The sequence below is a fragment of the Arthrobacter sp. StoSoilB19 genome, assembly GCF_019977275.1.
GTDB lineage: Bacteria > Actinomycetota > Actinomycetes > Actinomycetales > Micrococcaceae > Arthrobacter.
Genome location: NZ_AP024650.1, coordinates 3,257,038 through 3,272,942 on the forward strand (window position 1 = coordinate 3,257,038; position 15,905 = coordinate 3,272,942).

General features: G+C 66.1%; 20 protein-coding genes. 6 read left to right on the forward strand and 14 right to left on the reverse strand.

The genetic code is table 11. From position 1 onward, the window contains the following. Position 1: 1 nt before the first annotated feature. Complete coding sequence (locus LDO86_RS14995; RefSeq protein ID WP_224084046.1) at positions 2–988, reverse strand: ABC transporter ATP-binding protein; 987 nt, start codon at positions 986–988, stop codon at positions 2–4. 53 nt (positions 989–1,041) lie between these two features. Between LDO86_RS14995 and LDO86_RS15000 the strand changes: the two genes are divergently transcribed. After that, the gene (locus tag LDO86_RS15000) at positions 1,042–2,256 is read left to right on the forward strand and encodes an MFS transporter (RefSeq protein ID WP_224084047.1); all 1,215 of its coding nucleotides are present in this window, start codon (positions 1,042–1,044) and stop codon (positions 2,254–2,256) included. 101 nt (positions 2,257–2,357) lie between these two features. Beyond that, positions 2,358–3,290: a phosphatase PAP2 family protein gene (locus LDO86_RS15005; protein ID WP_056392974.1), complete on the forward strand. Its 933-nt coding sequence runs from the start codon at positions 2,358–2,360 to the stop codon at positions 3,288–3,290. 135 nt (positions 3,291–3,425) lie between these two features. On the opposite strand, the gene LDO86_RS15010 is transcribed toward LDO86_RS15005, so the two are convergent. From LDO86_RS15010 to LDO86_RS15035, 6 genes are all read right to left on the reverse strand, one after another. Continuing rightward, positions 3,426–3,803: a VOC family protein gene (locus LDO86_RS15010; RefSeq protein ID WP_018768643.1), complete on the reverse strand. Its 378-nt coding sequence runs from the start codon at positions 3,801–3,803 to the stop codon at positions 3,426–3,428. Between the two features lie 368 nt (positions 3,804–4,171). Next, entirely contained in the window at positions 4,172–4,666 is a 495-nt protein-coding gene (locus LDO86_RS15015) for a hypothetical protein (protein ID WP_018768644.1), read from the reverse strand. Next, complete coding sequence (locus tag LDO86_RS15020; RefSeq protein WP_018768645.1) at positions 4,667–5,311, reverse strand: signal peptidase I; 645 nt, start codon at positions 5,309–5,311, stop codon at positions 4,667–4,669. It lies immediately after the preceding gene. Continuing rightward, a complete protein-coding gene (locus LDO86_RS15025) occupies positions 5,301–5,909 on the reverse strand; it encodes a hypothetical protein (RefSeq protein WP_018768646.1) in 609 nt (202 codons plus the stop codon). The genes LDO86_RS15020 and LDO86_RS15025 overlap by 11 nt, the downstream gene beginning before the upstream one ends. Before the next feature lie 74 nt (positions 5,910–5,983). Further along, entirely contained in the window at positions 5,984–6,526 is a 543-nt protein-coding gene (locus tag LDO86_RS15030; RefSeq protein WP_018768647.1) for an alternate-type signal peptide domain-containing protein, read from the reverse strand. A 155-nt stretch (positions 6,527–6,681) separates the two neighbouring features. Further along, on the reverse strand, positions 6,682–7,335 hold the full coding sequence (locus LDO86_RS15035; RefSeq protein WP_018768648.1) for a TetR/AcrR family transcriptional regulator: 654 nt from the start codon (positions 7,333–7,335) through the stop codon (positions 6,682–6,684). A 148-nt stretch (positions 7,336–7,483) separates the two neighbouring features. On the opposite strand from LDO86_RS15035, the gene LDO86_RS15040 reads away from it, so the two are divergent. Continuing rightward, entirely contained in the window at positions 7,484–8,611 is a 1,128-nt protein-coding gene (locus LDO86_RS15040) for an NAD(P)-binding domain-containing protein (RefSeq protein WP_018768649.1), read from the forward strand. Here the strand turns inward: LDO86_RS15040 and LDO86_RS15045 are convergent. Then, complete coding sequence (locus LDO86_RS15045; protein WP_018768650.1) at positions 8,580–9,281, reverse strand: alpha/beta hydrolase; 702 nt, start codon at positions 9,279–9,281, stop codon at positions 8,580–8,582. The genes LDO86_RS15040 and LDO86_RS15045 overlap by 32 nt on opposite strands. 105 nt (positions 9,282–9,386) lie before the next feature. Then, entirely contained in the window at positions 9,387–9,965 is a 579-nt protein-coding gene (locus tag LDO86_RS15050) for a TetR/AcrR family transcriptional regulator (RefSeq protein ID WP_043424836.1), read from the reverse strand. Positions 9,966–10,105: 140 nt separating this feature from the next. On the opposite strand from LDO86_RS15050, the gene LDO86_RS15055 reads away from it, so the two are divergent. Continuing rightward, positions 10,106–10,783, forward strand: a complete 678-nt coding sequence (locus LDO86_RS15055; RefSeq protein WP_018768652.1) for an NAD(P)-binding domain-containing protein — start codon at positions 10,106–10,108, stop codon at positions 10,781–10,783. Between the two features lie 80 nt (positions 10,784–10,863). On the opposite strand, the gene LDO86_RS15060 is transcribed toward LDO86_RS15055, so the two are convergent. Then, positions 10,864–12,081, reverse strand: coding sequence for an MFS transporter (locus LDO86_RS15060; RefSeq protein ID WP_018768653.1), 1,218 nt, complete (start codon positions 12,079–12,081; stop codon positions 10,864–10,866). A 76-nt stretch (positions 12,082–12,157) separates the two neighbouring features. Next, on the reverse strand, positions 12,158–12,589 hold the full coding sequence (locus LDO86_RS15065; protein ID WP_018768654.1) for a hypothetical protein: 432 nt from the start codon (positions 12,587–12,589) through the stop codon (positions 12,158–12,160). A gap of 150 nt (positions 12,590–12,739) precedes the next feature. Between LDO86_RS15065 and LDO86_RS15070 the strand changes: the two genes are divergently transcribed. After that, the gene (locus LDO86_RS15070) at positions 12,740–13,135 is read left to right on the forward strand and encodes a hypothetical protein (protein ID WP_018768655.1); all 396 of its coding nucleotides are present in this window, start codon (positions 12,740–12,742) and stop codon (positions 13,133–13,135) included. A gap of 7 nt (positions 13,136–13,142) precedes the next feature. Here LDO86_RS15070 and LDO86_RS15075 read toward each other — a convergent pair whose 3' ends face one another. Then, complete coding sequence (locus LDO86_RS15075; protein WP_018768656.1) at positions 13,143–13,757, reverse strand: PAS and ANTAR domain-containing protein; 615 nt, start codon at positions 13,755–13,757, stop codon at positions 13,143–13,145. Between the two features lie 187 nt (positions 13,758–13,944). On the opposite strand from LDO86_RS15075, the gene LDO86_RS15080 reads away from it, so the two are divergent. Then, positions 13,945–14,286 carry a hypothetical protein gene (locus tag LDO86_RS15080; RefSeq protein WP_018768657.1) on the forward strand — a complete coding sequence of 114 codons (342 nt, stop codon included), beginning with the start codon at positions 13,945–13,947 and terminating at the stop codon, positions 14,284–14,286. Between the two features lie 55 nt (positions 14,287–14,341). Here the strand turns inward: LDO86_RS15080 and trxB are convergent, their stop codons facing one another. Further along, positions 14,342–15,319 (reverse strand): thioredoxin-disulfide reductase, encoded by a 978-nt coding sequence (gene trxB, locus LDO86_RS15085; RefSeq protein WP_018768658.1) that lies wholly within the window; start codon positions 15,317–15,319, stop codon positions 14,342–14,344. Positions 15,320–15,341: 22 nt separating this feature from the next. After that, a complete protein-coding gene (locus LDO86_RS15090) occupies positions 15,342–15,776 on the reverse strand; it encodes an arsenate reductase ArsC (protein WP_018768659.1) in 435 nt (144 codons plus the stop codon). Positions 15,777–15,905 lie beyond the last annotated feature (129 nt).

The following is a 15,905-nucleotide window of genomic DNA, read 5'->3' on the forward strand; positions in this document are numbered from 1 at the left end:
GTCAGCTCCGCCCCCTCGCGCCGAGCAGGTGGCGCCGGGAGCCGTGTCCGCCGTCGGGCGCATCAGCCCGTGGCCCGGCGGTACCGGCGCTGTCGCCGTAGTGGCGCAGGAACAGTTCCTCCAGGGACGGCGGAACAATCGTCAGGCCCTGAACGCCCAAGGCGCCCAGGGCAGGAAGCACCTCCGCGATCCGGTCGGTGTCGGCGCTGAACCGGATCCGCCCGGCGTCGACCGTCAGGTCATGCACCGCGCCCAGGCGGGCCAGGGCCTCGGGGTCCAAACCGTCAGCGGCGAACGACACCTCCGACCTGGTGAGGTGCCGCAGGGAGTCCAGCGTCCCGCCGTCGACAATCCTGCCCGCGCGGATGATGCTCACCCGGTGGCACAGCACCTCCACCTCGGAGAGGATGTGGCTGGAGAGGAGCACGGTGGCTCCGCGGTCGAAGGCGGTGAGCAGCTCCCTGCGGAAGACCTCCTCCATGAGCGGGTCAAGGCCGCTGGTGGGTTCGTCGAGCAGGTATACCTCGGCTTCGGTGGCGAGGGCCGCGATCAGGGCCACTTTTTGCCGGTTGCCTTTTGAGTAGGCGCGCCCCTTCTTGGCGGGATCGAAGTCGAAGACCTGGCACAGCTGGTCTTTTCGACGCCGGTACGCACCGCCGTCGGCGGTGCCGCCGCGCAGCCGGGACAGCAGGTCGATGGTTTCCCCGCCGGAGAGGTTGGGCCAGAGCCGGACGTCCCCGGGAACGTAGGCCAGCCGTCGGTGCAGCTCCACCGCCTGGGTCCAGGGCTCGAAACCCAGGACGGACGCGGAGCCGGACGTGGGCCTGGCCAGCCCCAGCAGGATGCGCAGGGTGGTGGATTTCCCGGCGCCGTTGGGACCCAGGAAACCGTGGATCTCACCGCGCTGGACTACCAGGTCGAGGCCGTCAAGGGCCCTGACGTGCCCAAAGTGCTTGTGCAGGTTCGCTGTGTGGACAACGGTGTTCATGGTTCAAGTCTTCGAAGTTTTCACAAATTTATGAAGGTACTAAAGTCCCCACTATGAGCACCGGCCACCCCCAGTCCAGCGGCAAGGCCGCCAGCTCGTCCTCGGCACCGCTGTATGCCGCGGGGTTCGTCACCGCTTTCGGTGCCCACAGCATCGCGGCCGGGCTGGGCGCGCAGAGCGGAAACATCGGGCTGACCCTGCTGAACCTGGGCATCCTGCTGGCCCTCTACGACGTTGCCGAGGTCTTCCTGAAGCCCGTCTTCGGTGCGCTCAGCGACCGGATCGGCGCCAAACCCGTCGTCGTCGGCGGCCTCTTCGCTTTTGCCGCCCTGTCCTTGATCGGCCTTGGCGCAGCTGACCCGCTGATCCTTGCCCTGGCCAGGCTGGGACAGGGCGCGGCGGCGTCGGCCTTCTCGCCGGCGTCGTCCGCCATGGTGGCAAGGATGGCCCGCGGCGGGAAGGCGGGAACCTACTTTGGCCGGTATGGGTCCTGGAAGAGCCTGGGCTACATCATCGGGCCGCCACTGGGTGCCGGCCTGATCCTGGCCGGCGGTTTCCCGCTGCTGTTCGGCACGCTGTCGGCGCTGGCCGCTGTCACTGCGGTATGGGTGCTGGTGTCCGTGCCGCATCTGGCGCCGCTGCCGCGGAAGCGGTACACGGTGCTGGACCTGGCGCGGCAGGTGGGCGAGCGCCGGTTCCTGGTCCCCACGCTGGTGCTGGCCGCCTCAACGGGTGCGTTGGGTGCCGCCGTCGGCTTCCTTCCGGCGCTGGCCACCCGGCACGGCCTGGACGCCTTCGCCGGGACGGCGGCGGTGAGCGTGGTGGCGCTGGGCTCGGTGCTGACCCAGCCGTGGATCGGGCGGCTGCGGGACCGGCACGCCGTCACGGACAACAGGGGCACGACGACGGGCCTGCTGCTGATTGCCGCGGGCGTCGGCCTGGTGGCGGCCGCCCCGGGAGTGGTCACCATCTTCGTTGCCGCGGCGTTCATCGGGGTTGGGATCGGCGCGGTGACCCCCCTCGGTTTCGCCCACCTGGCGGACACCACGCCCCCCGAACGGATGGGCAGGACCATGGGCTCGGCGGAACTGGGACGCGAACTGGGCGACGCCGGCGGGCCGCTGCTGGTGGGCGGCATCGCCACGGCCACGGCGCTTCCGTTCGGGCTGGGTGTGCTGGCGCTGCTGGTGGCCGCGGCGAGCATCCCCCGGCTGGACCCGGTCCAACCCACCCACCGCGGCCCAATCAACCCCCCGCCGCCCAACTAGCTCGCAGTAACTGTCGTTTTGAGCCCTGAAAACGACAGTTAGTGCGAGCCAGTTTCAACGCTTGAGAGGTCTTCCAGCTTTCTGTGTCACCCTTAACCGCGATGACTTCTTCACGGCAACTACCCACCAGGACCCCGGCCCGGCCTGCCCCGGGCTCGGCGTTCCTGTTCGTGCTGTCCACCCTGGCGTGCATTGCCGGGCTGGTTGCCACCTACTACTTCTTCGTCCAGACCACCACCGGACAGTTCATTGACGAGTCCGCGCTGGTGGAGGCCGTGGAGATCCACGGCCCCGCCGGCAAGGCCGCCACCCGGTTCCTGGACCTGCTGCCCACCATCTCGCTGGTGATGGCCGCCGTCGTGGTCCTTTTTGTGACGGTGATCCGGCGGCACTGGACGGAGGCAGGGATCGCCGTGGCCGCGTGCATCGGCGCCAACGTGGCAACCCAGGTACTGAAGGACCTCCTGCCGCCGCGCCCGGACAAAGGCGTGTTGACGCTGGAGCTGAATTCGCTGCCGTCGGGGCATACCACTCTGGCCGCGTCCGCGGCGGCTGCGGTGTTTTTGATGGCGTCGCCGCGCTGGCGCCCCATGGCCGGCTTCATTGGCGGCACCTTTGCCATCGCCTCGGGGGTGTCCACGCTGATCAACCAATGGCACCGGCCCGCCGACGTGGTGGCAGCCTTCCTGCTGGTGGGGGCGTTCATGATCCCTGCTGGCTGGCTGATCCTCCGCCGTGGTTCATGGAACGAATGGGACGGGTTCGGCGAGCATGTGGGATCCGCCCGGATCTGGCTTACGCTGCCGGTGCTGATCGGCTTGGCCTCGGCCGTGGTGGCGGTGTATTCGTTGATCCGGATTGCGCCCAGTCCGTGGCAGGAGGCCAGCACCACCAACTACTTCTGGGCGGGCATCTCCCTGATTGTGATCGCGGGATACCTGGCCACCGTTGCCACCACCTCCCTGTTCGCCTACGCGGCACGACGGCGGGACGCGCCCAGTAGCACGGAGCGGCCGCCGGCAGCGGGGTTTTGAGCAAATCTTGAGGAATTGATACCCCCTGGCTTGAGCCATGCCCGGGATAGTTGCAGGTGCCCGGGCGGCGTCTTGAAGTGGGCGCCGCCCGGTACCCCCACTGCTCTCCCGCTTGCAGCCTCTCCGGCGGAGGTTTCAGGGATCGAGCCGCTTGCGCAGGAGGCAGAACTCGTTGCCTTCCGGGTCCTGCAGCACGTGCCACTGCTCGTCGCCGGTCTGCCCCACGTCGGCCGGCCGTGCGCCGAGGGCCAGCAGGCGTTCCAGCTCCGCGTCCTGGTCCCGGTCCACGGGGTTGACGTCGATATGCAGCGGAAGCCTCCCCACCCGCGGATTGCTGCTGGGGCTCAGGAAGATAGTGGGCTGCAGACCGCCAAAACCGGCATCGGGCGGTCCGATCTCGATCGCACCATCCTCCCGGTCGATCTCCACATAACCCAGGACCCCGCTCCAGAACCGCGCAAGCAGTTCCGGGTCGGCACAGTTCAGGACCAGTTCGCTGATACGGCATGACATGGTGCCAGTGTACGGACGGGCCGCGGCTGCATGCGGGCGGACACGGACAGGAAGGCACGACGGCGGCACGCACCTCGCGCGGCAACTCGCCTTCGACGCGCATCGCCTTTCCCGACGCGCAGGGTTGTTCTCGACGCGCGTAGTTGTTCTCGACGCGCGTAGTTGTTCTCGACGCGGATATTCCCCTCCGCGGCCCAAATATCCGGGGCGCAAAGGCAACTGCGGGTCGAAAGTGAACATGCGCGTCGTGACAAGGGCGGGCTGAACCACAGCTGGACGGGCAACCCAGCCCGGCGGGAGGCGGCGCCGCTGCGTGGGGGGTGTTAGCAGCGGCGCCTTCTTCCGTCGGGCTGGCGGTGGACCGGCGCCTAGAAGGTCGTGGACAAGCAGGTGACTTTGTTGCTGTTGTTTCCTTGTTCCAGTGACACGGTGGCTGACGCGGTGGTCTGCACCTGGTTCGCGTATGTCGCTGTGACACGGATGGTGAGTGGGGTGGTGGTCCTGTTGGCCAGCACGATCTGCGAGTTGATGGTCAGGGTGATGGTGCTGGTTGTTCCCAGGCTTACGGACTCGTTGTAGGAGGGCCCATACGTGCCGTTCGACTGGAGTGCGGCGTAGGTAAGTGTCGTTGGCGCCGTCGTCCCCACCGCTGACAAGGTTGCGGTTTGCCGCGGGTTGTCATTGGTGCAGGTGAATCCCGAGAACTGGTTCGGCCACGCGCCGGAGGCAGTGACGGTCATGGTGGCCGTGGCGCTCTGCTGCCAGAGGGCCGAGGCCGAGGCGCCGCCTATGCCCAGCAGCACCGTGAGGATGAAGGCCCCGACGGCGAGGCCCGCACCGGGAGCATTCCGGATCCGTGCCATCTACTGCGCCCCGGCGGCCGCGTTGTCCCGGGAACGGGTCTTGCGGACCGACCTGTACACGGTGATGGCTCCGTAGCCGATGAGTGCCACGGCAGCGATGACTGTCCAGGTCCCACGGTCGGAATTCCCCAGGAAGTTGGCCACGAAACCCACGTACGGGACTGCGTAGAACAGCTTGCCCTTGACCTGGATGGCGCGGACGGGGTTCTCATCGTTGGCGCCGTTGTTGTCGCCCTTGGTGATCAGTGTCTTCTCGCCCTGCTGGGTGGACCCGAACCCCACGATCCGGTGCGTCTCCACATCGGGCCGGCCTGAGTAGAGCTGGAAAGTGATGACGTCACCATATTTCAGCTCATCAAACGGGGCAGGTTTCATCACCATGAACGTGCCCGGCGGGTACTTCTGCGCCATGGATTTGGTCAGCACCGTGTAGGTCTGCGAACCCGTCGCCACCGGAACCACGATGAGGACCAGGGCGGCGAACAGTGACACCAGCATGGCTGCCATGCTCAGGAAACGTCCGACGACGGCCCAGGCGGCAGTGCGCCTTCGTCCACGCTGCCGGGTGGTTGCCGGAGTCCCGCTCCGCGGTTCTGTCGGGTCGGCTTCGCCGCCCAGCAGGCGTTCGGTCAGGTCAGCAGCCACTGGGCACCCCGCAGAGCTGACGTGCGGTGAGTTGGAGCGAGATGTTCACTGCCTGTCCTTTCACTGTGGAGGGGGCGCTGGTGCTCAGGCTCACCTGGAAACAGAAGACGGTGGAACCGCCTTTGGCAACCGTGGGCGAGACAAGCCCTGCGGTACTGATTGACGCGAAGCCTGTGGCGGTGCTGCATTCCGCGGAGGAAGCCGCAGTTTTGGCGTTGACGCTGACGTAACTGGCGAGGGTTCCGCCGCTGACGTTTGCGATGGTGGGCTGGCCTGCCGTGATCGCCGTGTTGAACTGGCCGCCGGCATTGGTGTTGTTGGTGACCACCACTCCGCCGTAGACCGAGGTGCCCGGGCCCAGTGTCCCTGCGGGAGAAAGGGTCAAGGTGGCAGCCGAACCGTCAGCAAGGGTCATTGTGGTTGTTTGTCCCGTGTTGACCGCCGTCAGCGCCGTATCGAACGACGCCGACGTGATGGTCCCAGGGGAGGCTGATGCCGCCGCGCTCCACAACGCGTAGGTTCCCTGAACGGTGAACAGTCCCAGGACCACTGCAACGGCGGTCAGCGCTGCCGCCTGCAGCCTGCGCTTGGTGCGCATGGTTCCTCCTGGTCCTGATTCCTGGCTTCGGTCAATCCAGGCGGGTGACCTTGAGGCCACCCGCCTGCGCAAGGCTAGGAAAGACCGGTCTGGGTCACCTGGGTCAGCTGGAACGCCACGTTGTTGAAGTTGTAATTCGCTGTGGTGTCCGCGCGGCCGGCAGTGCTGGACAGGAACTCAAAGGTGATTGTCGCGGTGACCGTCTGGGCTGAACCCGTCGGCAGCAGCGGGTTGGCTACGGGCGCGCCGGCAACGGTAAGAGCCGGACCGGTCACAGACACGTTGGCGGTCGTGAAGCCGTTGGTCGCGGTGATGCCAGTGGTTGCCACGTTGGCGGCCATCTTGTTGCCGACCAGGGTTACCGTCAGATCCTGGGTGAAGGTGAGCTTGTCGCCCGGGACCACCTTGTAGGTGCTGATGTCGGCAATCGTGGTGCCCGCACGGTCCTTCCAAACACCGGATGCAGTCTTGGCAACGTTCAAGTCACCGGCAACGATGGTTCCCGGAGCCGCAATTGCCTCCGCGTTCCAGTTGGCCAGGGTTCCCCCGCCGCCCAGCAACAGTGCTGCGCCAACGGCGATGGCTGCGGTTCCCTTAATCAGAGTGCTGTTCTTCATGATGTCCCCTCAGACTTTTTATGTGTGCGTTTTGTCTAGCTGGGGACAACATTGCCGTGCCAAGCTCAGGAAGTGAGGGGGTAAAACGTCAACGAAAGCTCAAGTTATTTGAAATTTCAACCAGCCCCTGACCTGCACTTCCATCGGAATGCAGCTCATTTCTGCTCCAGTAACAGCCGGCACCAGGCATCGGTCAGCCAGTCTGCGAACCGTTCCGGACTCCACCCGCGCTGGTCCACCAGCAGCACCCAGTATTCGGGCCCGTTCATGCTCCATACGGCGTCGGCAAGCTCTTCGGCAGGCCGGTCCGTCCGCAGTTCCCCGGTGGAGGCAAGGTCCTCAACGAACTTCAGCATGTTGGCCGCGCGCCGGTTGGAGATTTCCTGCCACAGTGCTGCGCAGTCGGGATCCGTGCCGGCGGCATCGCGCAACGCCACGTATACCGGAGCCAGGCGCGGCTGGATGCGGGCCAGAGCATGGGCGTAGATGGAAATCTTTTCGGCTGCCGCCTTCGCCTCCCGCATTCGGATTACATAGTCGCGGCGCTCGGCGGGCACCGCCTGGCCGGTCCCGGAGATGGCCGTTTCCACCACTTCCCGCAGGAGGTCCGGTTTTCGGCCGATGGTGGCATAGATGGTGTCGACGGCGACGCCAGCCCGCCGTGCGATGCCGGCCACGGTGCTGGAACGGTAGCCCTCCCCCACAAAAAGTTCACGGGCAGCAGCCAACACGGCGTCGCGGGTGGCCGCCGCCTGTTCCTTCCGGAGCGGCGAGTGATAGCGGCGGGCCGGGGCATTGACTGCATCCATCGGGAGGCCTACCCTAATTTCATCCGAAGTATATTCGGATGAATCTTAGCAGGAAGCCCGGACAGGCAGTAGCGAACCCGCAAGGCGGCGGCAAAAGCCGCAACGCCGTGGCAGGCTCACAGCAGTCCGGGGCGGAAGGGCAGGCGTCATGTCAGAGCACTTCGATACGGTCGTCATCGGCGGCGGCCAGGCGGGTTTGGCCATGGGCTACCACCTGTCCCTCCTCAAGCGCCCCTACGTCATCCTGGATGAGAACGCCAGTACCGGGGACAGCTGGCGCAGCCGCTGGGACTCCCTCCGGCTGTTCACCCCGGCCCGGTACGACGCCCTTCCCGGCAGCCGCTACCCGGCTCCTCCGTGGTCCTACCCGTCCCGGGAGGAGTTTGCCGGTTACCTGAGCAGCTACGCGGAAAGATTCGCGCTGCCGATCCGGAACAACGTCCGGGTCACCAGCCTCAGCCGCAGCGGACATCACTTCGTCATTGAAACCGAGAGCGGCCGGCAGTTCGAGGCGGACAACGTGGTGGTCGCCGCCGGCTGGGACCGGAAGCCCAAAGTTCCGGCATTCGCACATCACCTCAACCCTGACATCCAGCAGTTCACGGCGGCAAGCTACAGGAACCCAGGAGACCTCGCCCCGGGCCCGGCCCTGGTGGTCGGCGCGGGCAATTCGGGCGCGGACATTGCCCTGGAGCTGGCCACCAGCCGCACGACATATCTCTCCGGCAGGCATCCCGGCGAGATTCCTTGGCCCATCGACGGCGTGGCAGCAAGGCCACTGACCCTCGCGGTCTTCTTCGCTTTCTCCCACGTCCTGACGCTCAACACGCCGATGGGCCGCAAGGCCCGCCCACAAATCCTTGCGCACAGCGGACCACTGGTCAGGGTGAAAAACCGGGACCTGGTGCGTGCCGGCGTCGAACGCGTCCCCAGGACGGAGGGCGTCAAGGACGGCCGCCCGTTGCTGGCGGACGGCCGGACCCTTGAGGTCGCCAACGTCATGTGGTGCACCGGCTTCCGGCCCGCGCTGGAGTGGATCCGTCTGCCAGTGTTCGGCCCGGACGGCGAGCCGGAGCAGCACCGCGGCGTCGCAAGGGCGCAGGCGGGGCTCTACTTCCTGGGCGCCGTCTTCCAGCAGTCGCTGGCGTCCTCCATGGTCCACGGCGTAGGCACGGACGCAGCCTTCATCGCCAGGCACGTCGCAGCAACCAAGGCATCCACGGCAACAAAGACACCGGCCGGCGTCAGGCCGGAAGGTTCAGCTGCTCCACAATGATCCGCGCGGTTCCGGGGTCGCCCAGGATCCTGAAGTGTCCCGCCACCGGGAGTTCAATGTTGGTGGCACCGGGAAGGACGCTCCCCTCCGGAATGTGCGGATCGAACGGCCCGTAGATGGACGTGATGCGGCTGTTGATGGTCAGTTCACGGGACATCTGGAGGGTCAGGGCGTTGCGCGGCGAGAAGATCCGGAGGCTGGGCAGCAGCATGTACCGGGCGTAGCGCGAGCCGGAAAACGGTGCGCACACGGCGATCATCCGGTCGATCCGGTGCTCCGGGTCCAGGGACAGCATGGCGTACTTCCCAATCAGGCCGCCCTTGCTGTGCGCCACCAGGATGGCATCGCGCAGTCCCGCCTCCTCCAGGTGCTGGGCCACCAGCTTTGCAGCGTCCGGGACCTTCATCTTGTTGCGCTGCAGCACCGTGACCACGTGCACGGGATGCCCGGCGTCGTGGATGGCCTGGATGAGCGGCATCATGAACTGCCAGTTTTCGTACACGCCGGGAATGATCAGCACGGGCTGCCGGGTGCCGTTGCGGAAGGACTCCGGCTGCACGCGCGACAGGAATCCGCGGACCTGCCAGCCCGCGGCATAAACATAGTCCTGCGCCCACCACACGGCTTTTTGCAGCGGGCTGATGCGGGCTTCAGCGCCGGGATCACTCATGTGTCGAGAATAACCCGCTCCTGCGACACTTCCCGCAATGACGGCCCGGGGGAAGTGGAGCCGCAGCTGGACCTGGCGGATTGGCCCCGACCAGCTTCACCGTGACTAGCGCTGGGTGCAGGCGTCGTCCACGAGGCGCCGGGCCAGGTTCAGGGCACGCTTGCCGTAGCGGGCGCCGTCGAGAACCGCGCCTGTTGCATAGGCCCCGTTGAGGACGATGAGCAACTCCTCGGCCAGCTCGCCAGGGTCCTGCGCACCGGCGTCGGCTGCCAGCGACTGGAACCAGTCCCGCACCTGCTGCTTGTGCGCTGCCGCCACCAGATGGGCCGGGTGGTTGCCCTCCGGGAACTCGGTGTTCGTGTTCAGCATCGGGCAGCCGCGGTAGGTAGCACCGGCGGTATCTCCGGCCAACACCTCAAACACGGCAATGAGTTTCTCCCGGGCGTCGTCGCGTTCCCCGGCCGCCTGCCGCATCCGCTCGAACCAGGCGTCCGCGCGTCCCTGAACGAACGCTGTGGCGAGGGCGTCCTTGGTGGGGAACTGGCGGTAGATGGTGGCGTTTCCCACCCCGCATTCCTTGACCACCGTATCCATCCCGACCGCGCGGATTCCCCGCTGGTAGAACAGGCGCGTGGCCACCTCAAGCACATTGCGCCGGTTCTCCTCGCCGCTCTTGCGCGCCACGGCAAACCCCACCCTTCCAAAACCCAAGCCAAAAAATGTACCGCCTTTAGTTTGACAGACGGATCGATCCGTCACAAACTAATGAGAACGATCCGTCACATCAGATCCGACCCGATAAATAAGAAGCTAAGGGAACCACCATGAAGACTGCTGTCCTCGGAACCGGCACTGTCGGCCGCACCATCGCCACCCGCCTGGCAGAGCTCGGACATACCGTGACCATTGGCACCCGCAGCCCCGAAGCCACGCTCGGCCGCACTGAGGCCGACGCCATGGGCAACGCACCCTTCGCCACCTGGGCTGCAGCAAACCCGGGCGTCACGCTGGCCGGCTACGCAGAGGCCGCCGTCGGGGCAGAGCTCATCGTCAACGCCACCAACGGCAACGGATCCCTGGATGCCCTGGCACAGGTAGGCGCGGAGAACCTTGACGGCAAGGTCATTCTGGATATCGCCAACCCGCTCGATTTCAGCCAGGGCATGCCGCCCACCCTGTTCGTCAAGGACACCGATTCACTCGGTGAGCAGATCCAGCGCGCTTTCCCCACCGCCCGCGTGGTGAAGTCCCTCAACACCCTCAATGCCGACCTCATGGCGCGTCCGGACACCCTTCCCGAGGCCAGCACTGTCTTCGTCTCCGGAAACGACGCGGACGCCAAGCACATGGTCACGGAACTGTTGAAGGATTTCGGCCACCAGGACGTCATCGACCTCGGGGACATCTCGACCGCCCGTGGCACGGAGATGCTCCTCCCTGTCTGGCTTCGCCTCTGGGGCGCCCTCGGCACGCCCGAGTTCAACTTCAAGATCGTTCGCTGACCCGGGGAACCGGTTCGGGACGCCAGCCTTGGGGTGACGTCCCGGCGGTCAGCAGTTGCGGCGGTCAGCAGTTCCTGCGGTCAGTAGTTGCGGCGGTGCTTCAGGCGGGGAATGACGACGCCGAACACGGCCGCCGCCGCGAACCCCAGCAGGCCTGTGGCTGAGATCCCCGGGCCCAGGGAGGCCAGGGCGGTCACCCCGGACAGCAGGACCGGGCCGCCTGTGGAGCCGGCATCCGCCATGAACCGCCAGAGGCCCAGGAACTGGCCGCGGCCCCGGTCCGGCGAAAAGTCGGCGCCCAGCGTCATCACCAGGCCGGAGCTGATGCCGTTGCCAAAGCCGATCAGCAGCGCCGCCAGCAGCAGTCCCACGAAGGAACCGGTGAGCGGGATCAGGAGCAGCGCAGTCCCCATGAGCAGCGTGGAGGGAATCGCCACCCACTGCCGCCCTTTCCGGTCCATCAGTTTCCCGGCGGGATAGAACACCAGCATGTCGATGGCACCGGAGAGCCCGTAGATCAGGGATGCGGAGGTGGCGTCCATGCCCAGGTGGTCGGCCCAGAGCGGGATCACCACCTGCCGGGAGGACCGCAGCGCGCTGAGCAGCAGGATGCCCACGCCCAGCGAAAGGAACACGCCGGCATGCGACACCGCGACGCTCCGAAGCGTGGGCTGGGGGCCCGCGTCCCCGCCCAAGGGGACATCCGGCGTCGCAAGGTCCGGGATGGTGAGGGACAGCAGCGCGGCGGCCGCCATGGCCACCACCCCCACCCAGTAGGCGCCGGCGATGCCGAAGAACTGCATCACCGCCGCGCCCGCGAACGGGCCGATGAACACGCCGATGCGGTTCACGCCGCCCAGCGTGGACAGCGCCCGGGCGCGGAAGGCCACCGGCACCGCCTCCGTCAGGTACTTCTGGCGGGCCAGGCCAAACACCGCCCCGGACATCCCGACGACGGCCATCGCCACGGCGAGCAGCCACAGTCCGTTCGGGGCCAGGGCGGAGGTGGCGGCGGCTGCCAGCGCCAGGCCACCGGCGACGGCGGCGCCCACGATGGACCAGCGTTCACCGAAGCGAAGGGTTACCAGCGACGCCGGCAGGTTGAAGAACCAGGATCCCAGTCCGATGAGGGTGACGATCAGGGCCGCCACTGCCACCGAAGCGCCCAACTCGCGGGCAGATAATGCCACCACCGGAAGGATGGCGCCCTGCCCAATTCCGAAGAGCAGTGTGGGTCCGAAAGCGGCTACCGCAATGCTGCGCAGGCTGAAGGGCTGGGAAGGGTCCGGGGAAGTCATCAGATTTATCCTATGGCCGCCCCCTTACCAAGCAGGATGCAGTGTGACGCACCGGACAGGGCCCAGTGGCCTGTGCTCAGCGGGCCCGGGGCTCAAACCCGGCCAGGGCGCGGAACAGGTTGACGACTTCCACCACCGCCCCAATGGCCGAGCCGACGATGCCGATCACCAGCAGCACCCGCACAAGCACCGGCCAGCCGGACCAGCTGGTGCCGAAGTCGAAGGGAAACACCTCCCACAGGCGCAGCATGGCGGCTACCCCGAAGCCTATGACCACCAGATTGCCCAGCGCCATGAGGGTGCGGGCGTGGATCACCACGCAGACGAGGTTGACGATGATGCCCGCGATCAGGGACGCGTTGATGAGGTCAAGGACGCGGGACATGTCAGCCGTCAGGAACGGCAGCACCTGCCACCCCGGCCACAAGTTGATTCCGTACAGCAGCAGACCATTGACGATGGCTGAGCCAAGGTTGCCGCTGCGGCTGGTGGTTGTCCTGTCCGCCATGGCAACAGGCTCCAGCCGAACCGTCCCGCCCAAAAGTGCCGAAGGTCCCCCTGCCTCAACATCGGGTCACGGTCCGGACGACGACAGGCCCTTCGGCCCTGTTTCACCGCCACTCAGAGCAACGACGCTGGCTTCAGGAGGTGGTGGGAAATGTTTACTCTTCGCACCCTGGGCGGCGTCGCCCTTTTGATGGCAGGAAGCAGCTGGTTGTGGATCACGCCCACCTTCGCCACGCGTGGCGTGAACACGTCAGGTATCTGGTGGAGCATCACCATGGTGCTTGCGCTGCTGACCGTCCTGGGATTCCTGGTGGCCACGTGGGGATTGTTTGCCCGGTGGAGCTGGTGGGAAAATGCGGCCCTCGCTTCGGCGGCACTTGGGCTTGTGGCCCTGGTGCCCTTCTGGTTCGCGGCCATCGGCGGGGGCGAAACAGTCGGGACCACGGCCTGGAATGTGTTCGTCCACGTCCTGATGGTGGCCGGCGTCGCGGTGTTGTTGCTGGTACCGCCGCTGGAGCGGTGGGTGAACCAGCAGGTCATGGGTTAAACGGGGATCAGTAACCTTCCAGGACTTCCCTTGCCTTGCCGTTTGCCGCCGCGCTGGTCAATTCTTCCGCCACCACGTGCAGTTTGACGTTGGCGTGCTGGCTTCTGGCGGCCAGCACCTGGAATGCAGACTCGGCATCCACACAGTGCAGAGCCATGACAATGCCCTTCGCCTGCTCAATGACCGCCTTATGCCCGAACGCACCCTCGATGGCCTCAGTGGCGGCATGCTGGGATTCGATGCGCAGGCTCTGGGTCACATCCACCATGAAGCCGCGGGCCCGCTCCACCCGTCCTGACGGCGCTGCGAGGGCCTGGATCGCCGAGAAGACGCGCCGCTCCCTGCCCCGGACGTCAATGATCCGGTGCAGCAGGGCGCCCTGGCCGCCAGCCGTAAGAAGGTCCGCCCACAGGGCGCGCACCGGTTCCCGGTCGTCCGGGTGCTTGTGGGCCATCAGCACGTCAAAAGTGGGCACCACCTCCCCTGGCTGCAGCCCGTGAATGCCAAACATGCCATCTGACCACTTCATGCTTCCCGAGGCAACGTGCAGCTCAAAGGTCCCCGAAGGACAGACGGCGGTAATCGGCAGCGGGAAGAGGTACGCATCCAGCTTCGACCACATTCATTCCTCCAAAACTCACATAACCCATGCGGGTTTTGGCACAACGTTAGCTGACTGAAGTGCCACTCATTTGCCATGTTCGCTGACGGCAGCAGGCCACATTCGGGGGGTCACAAAAGCCGCCTGGAGGAGTAGCGTTCGCCTTATGGGCGCTGTTCCGCGCCCGCAGCCAAGGGGAGGTCAATTCATGGGTGAAGTGTGGATACGCACACTGGGCAACGGGCTGGTCCGGGCAGACCGAGTCACTGAAATTTCATCCACGCGCGGGTCCCTGCATGAGGACAGCGGGTATTCACTGAAGGTCATCGTGGACGGCAAGGGCCACGTGCTGATTGACGACGGCGGGCTGCAGGGGTCCCTGCCCGAACGGCTGGAATACGCCAGGCACATGGAGGACGCCCTGCTGCTGGCCATTGACGAGGCGCGCGAGAACGACGCGTCCATGGTGATCTCCTACGAGCCGGAGCGCGAACGCTGGTCCGCAGCTCCAGTTTCAGTATTAACCGGACGGCTTCCCGAAGTCGTCTGACCCGCGGATTGCGGCCTGCGGCCCGGGCAACACTGAGTGCCCGGGGCCGCAGTACTTAGCTGTGCGTGGGTTCTTCCACCAGGGCGGTGGCAATGCTGGCCGCGTCTTCCAGCGCTGCCAGGAACCGCTCGGCGTCCAGGGCTGCGGCGCAGCCGGTGCCGGCGGCGGTGATGGCCTGCCGGTAGCGGTGGTCCACGGCGTCGCCGCAGGCAAAGACGCCCGGCAGGTTGGTGCACGTGGTGGGGGCGTCCACCTTGATGTAGCCCTCCCCGTCCAGGTCCACCTGGCCTGCCACCAGCTCGGTCCGCGGCAAGTGCCCGATGGCCACGAAGATGCCGGTGGCGTCCTGGTGCCTGGTCTCACCGGAACGGGTGTCCGTGAGGGTGACGCCAGTGACCTTGCCGTCGCCGTGGATGGCAGTAACGGCTGAATTCCAGGCGAAGCGGATCTTGGGGTTGTCCTTGGCCCGCTGCGCCATGATGCGGGAGGCGCGCAGTTCGCCCTTGCGCACCACCACGGTCACAGTCTTGCCGAACCGGGTCAGGAAGGTGGCTTCCTCCATGGCCGAGTCGCCGCCGCCCACCACAATGATGTCCTGGTCGCGGAAGAAGAACCCGTCGCAGGTTGCGCACCAGGAAACACCGTGGCCGCTGAACTTCTTCTCCTCCGGCAGGCCGAGTTCCTTGTAGGCGGAGCCGGTGGCCAGGATGACGGCCGTAGCCTCGTAGGTCTCCCCGCCGCCGGTGACCACACGCTTGACGGACCCCTTCAGGTCAACGGACGTGGCGTCGTCGTACTCAATGCGCGCGCCGAACCTCTCCGCCTGCTGCTGCAGCCCGTCCATCAGCTCAGGGCCCTGGATGCCGCCGGGGAAGCCCGGAAAGTTTTCCACCTCAGTGGTGTTCATCAGCGCGCCGCCGGCGGTGACGGAGCCGGCGAGGACCAGGGGGTTCAGGCCCGCGCGGGCGGCGTAGATGGCGGCGGTGTAGCCGGAGGGGCCGGAGCCGATGATGATCAGCTGTTCTTTGCTCATGGATTGTCCTTCGGTGGCGGTACTACTGGGCGTCCGCGTGCTGCGCGGGCAGGAGTTCGGTGATCAGTTGTTCAACGCGTGCCTTGATCTCATCACGGATTGGACGGACGGATTCAACACCCTTGCCGGCCGGATCCTCCAGGACCCAGTCTTCGTAACGCTTGCCCGGGAAGAACGGGCACTCGTCACCGCAGCCCATGGTGATCACCACGTCCGATTCTTTCACTGCCTCGGTGGTAAGCACCTTGGGGACCTCGGTTGACATGTCGATCCCAACCTCGGCCATGGCCTCCACCGCCGCCGGATTGACCTTGTCGGCCGGCTGGGAACCGGCGGAGCGCACCTCGACGGCTCCCCTGGACAAGGAGGTGAGGAACGCTGCCGCCATCTGGGACCGGCCGGCGTTGTGGACGCAGACAAAGAGGACGGAAGGCTTTCCTGCGGGGTCGATGCTCATGGCACTCCTCAAACTGGTAGGAAACTACGTTCGGTGTAATAAAGGCCCCCGTGTTGCGCAGGTCACATTTGTTGCCTAATCTAATTGAGGCTCATGCAAACGGGCCATGCAAGAAGCTGCAGCGTCGCA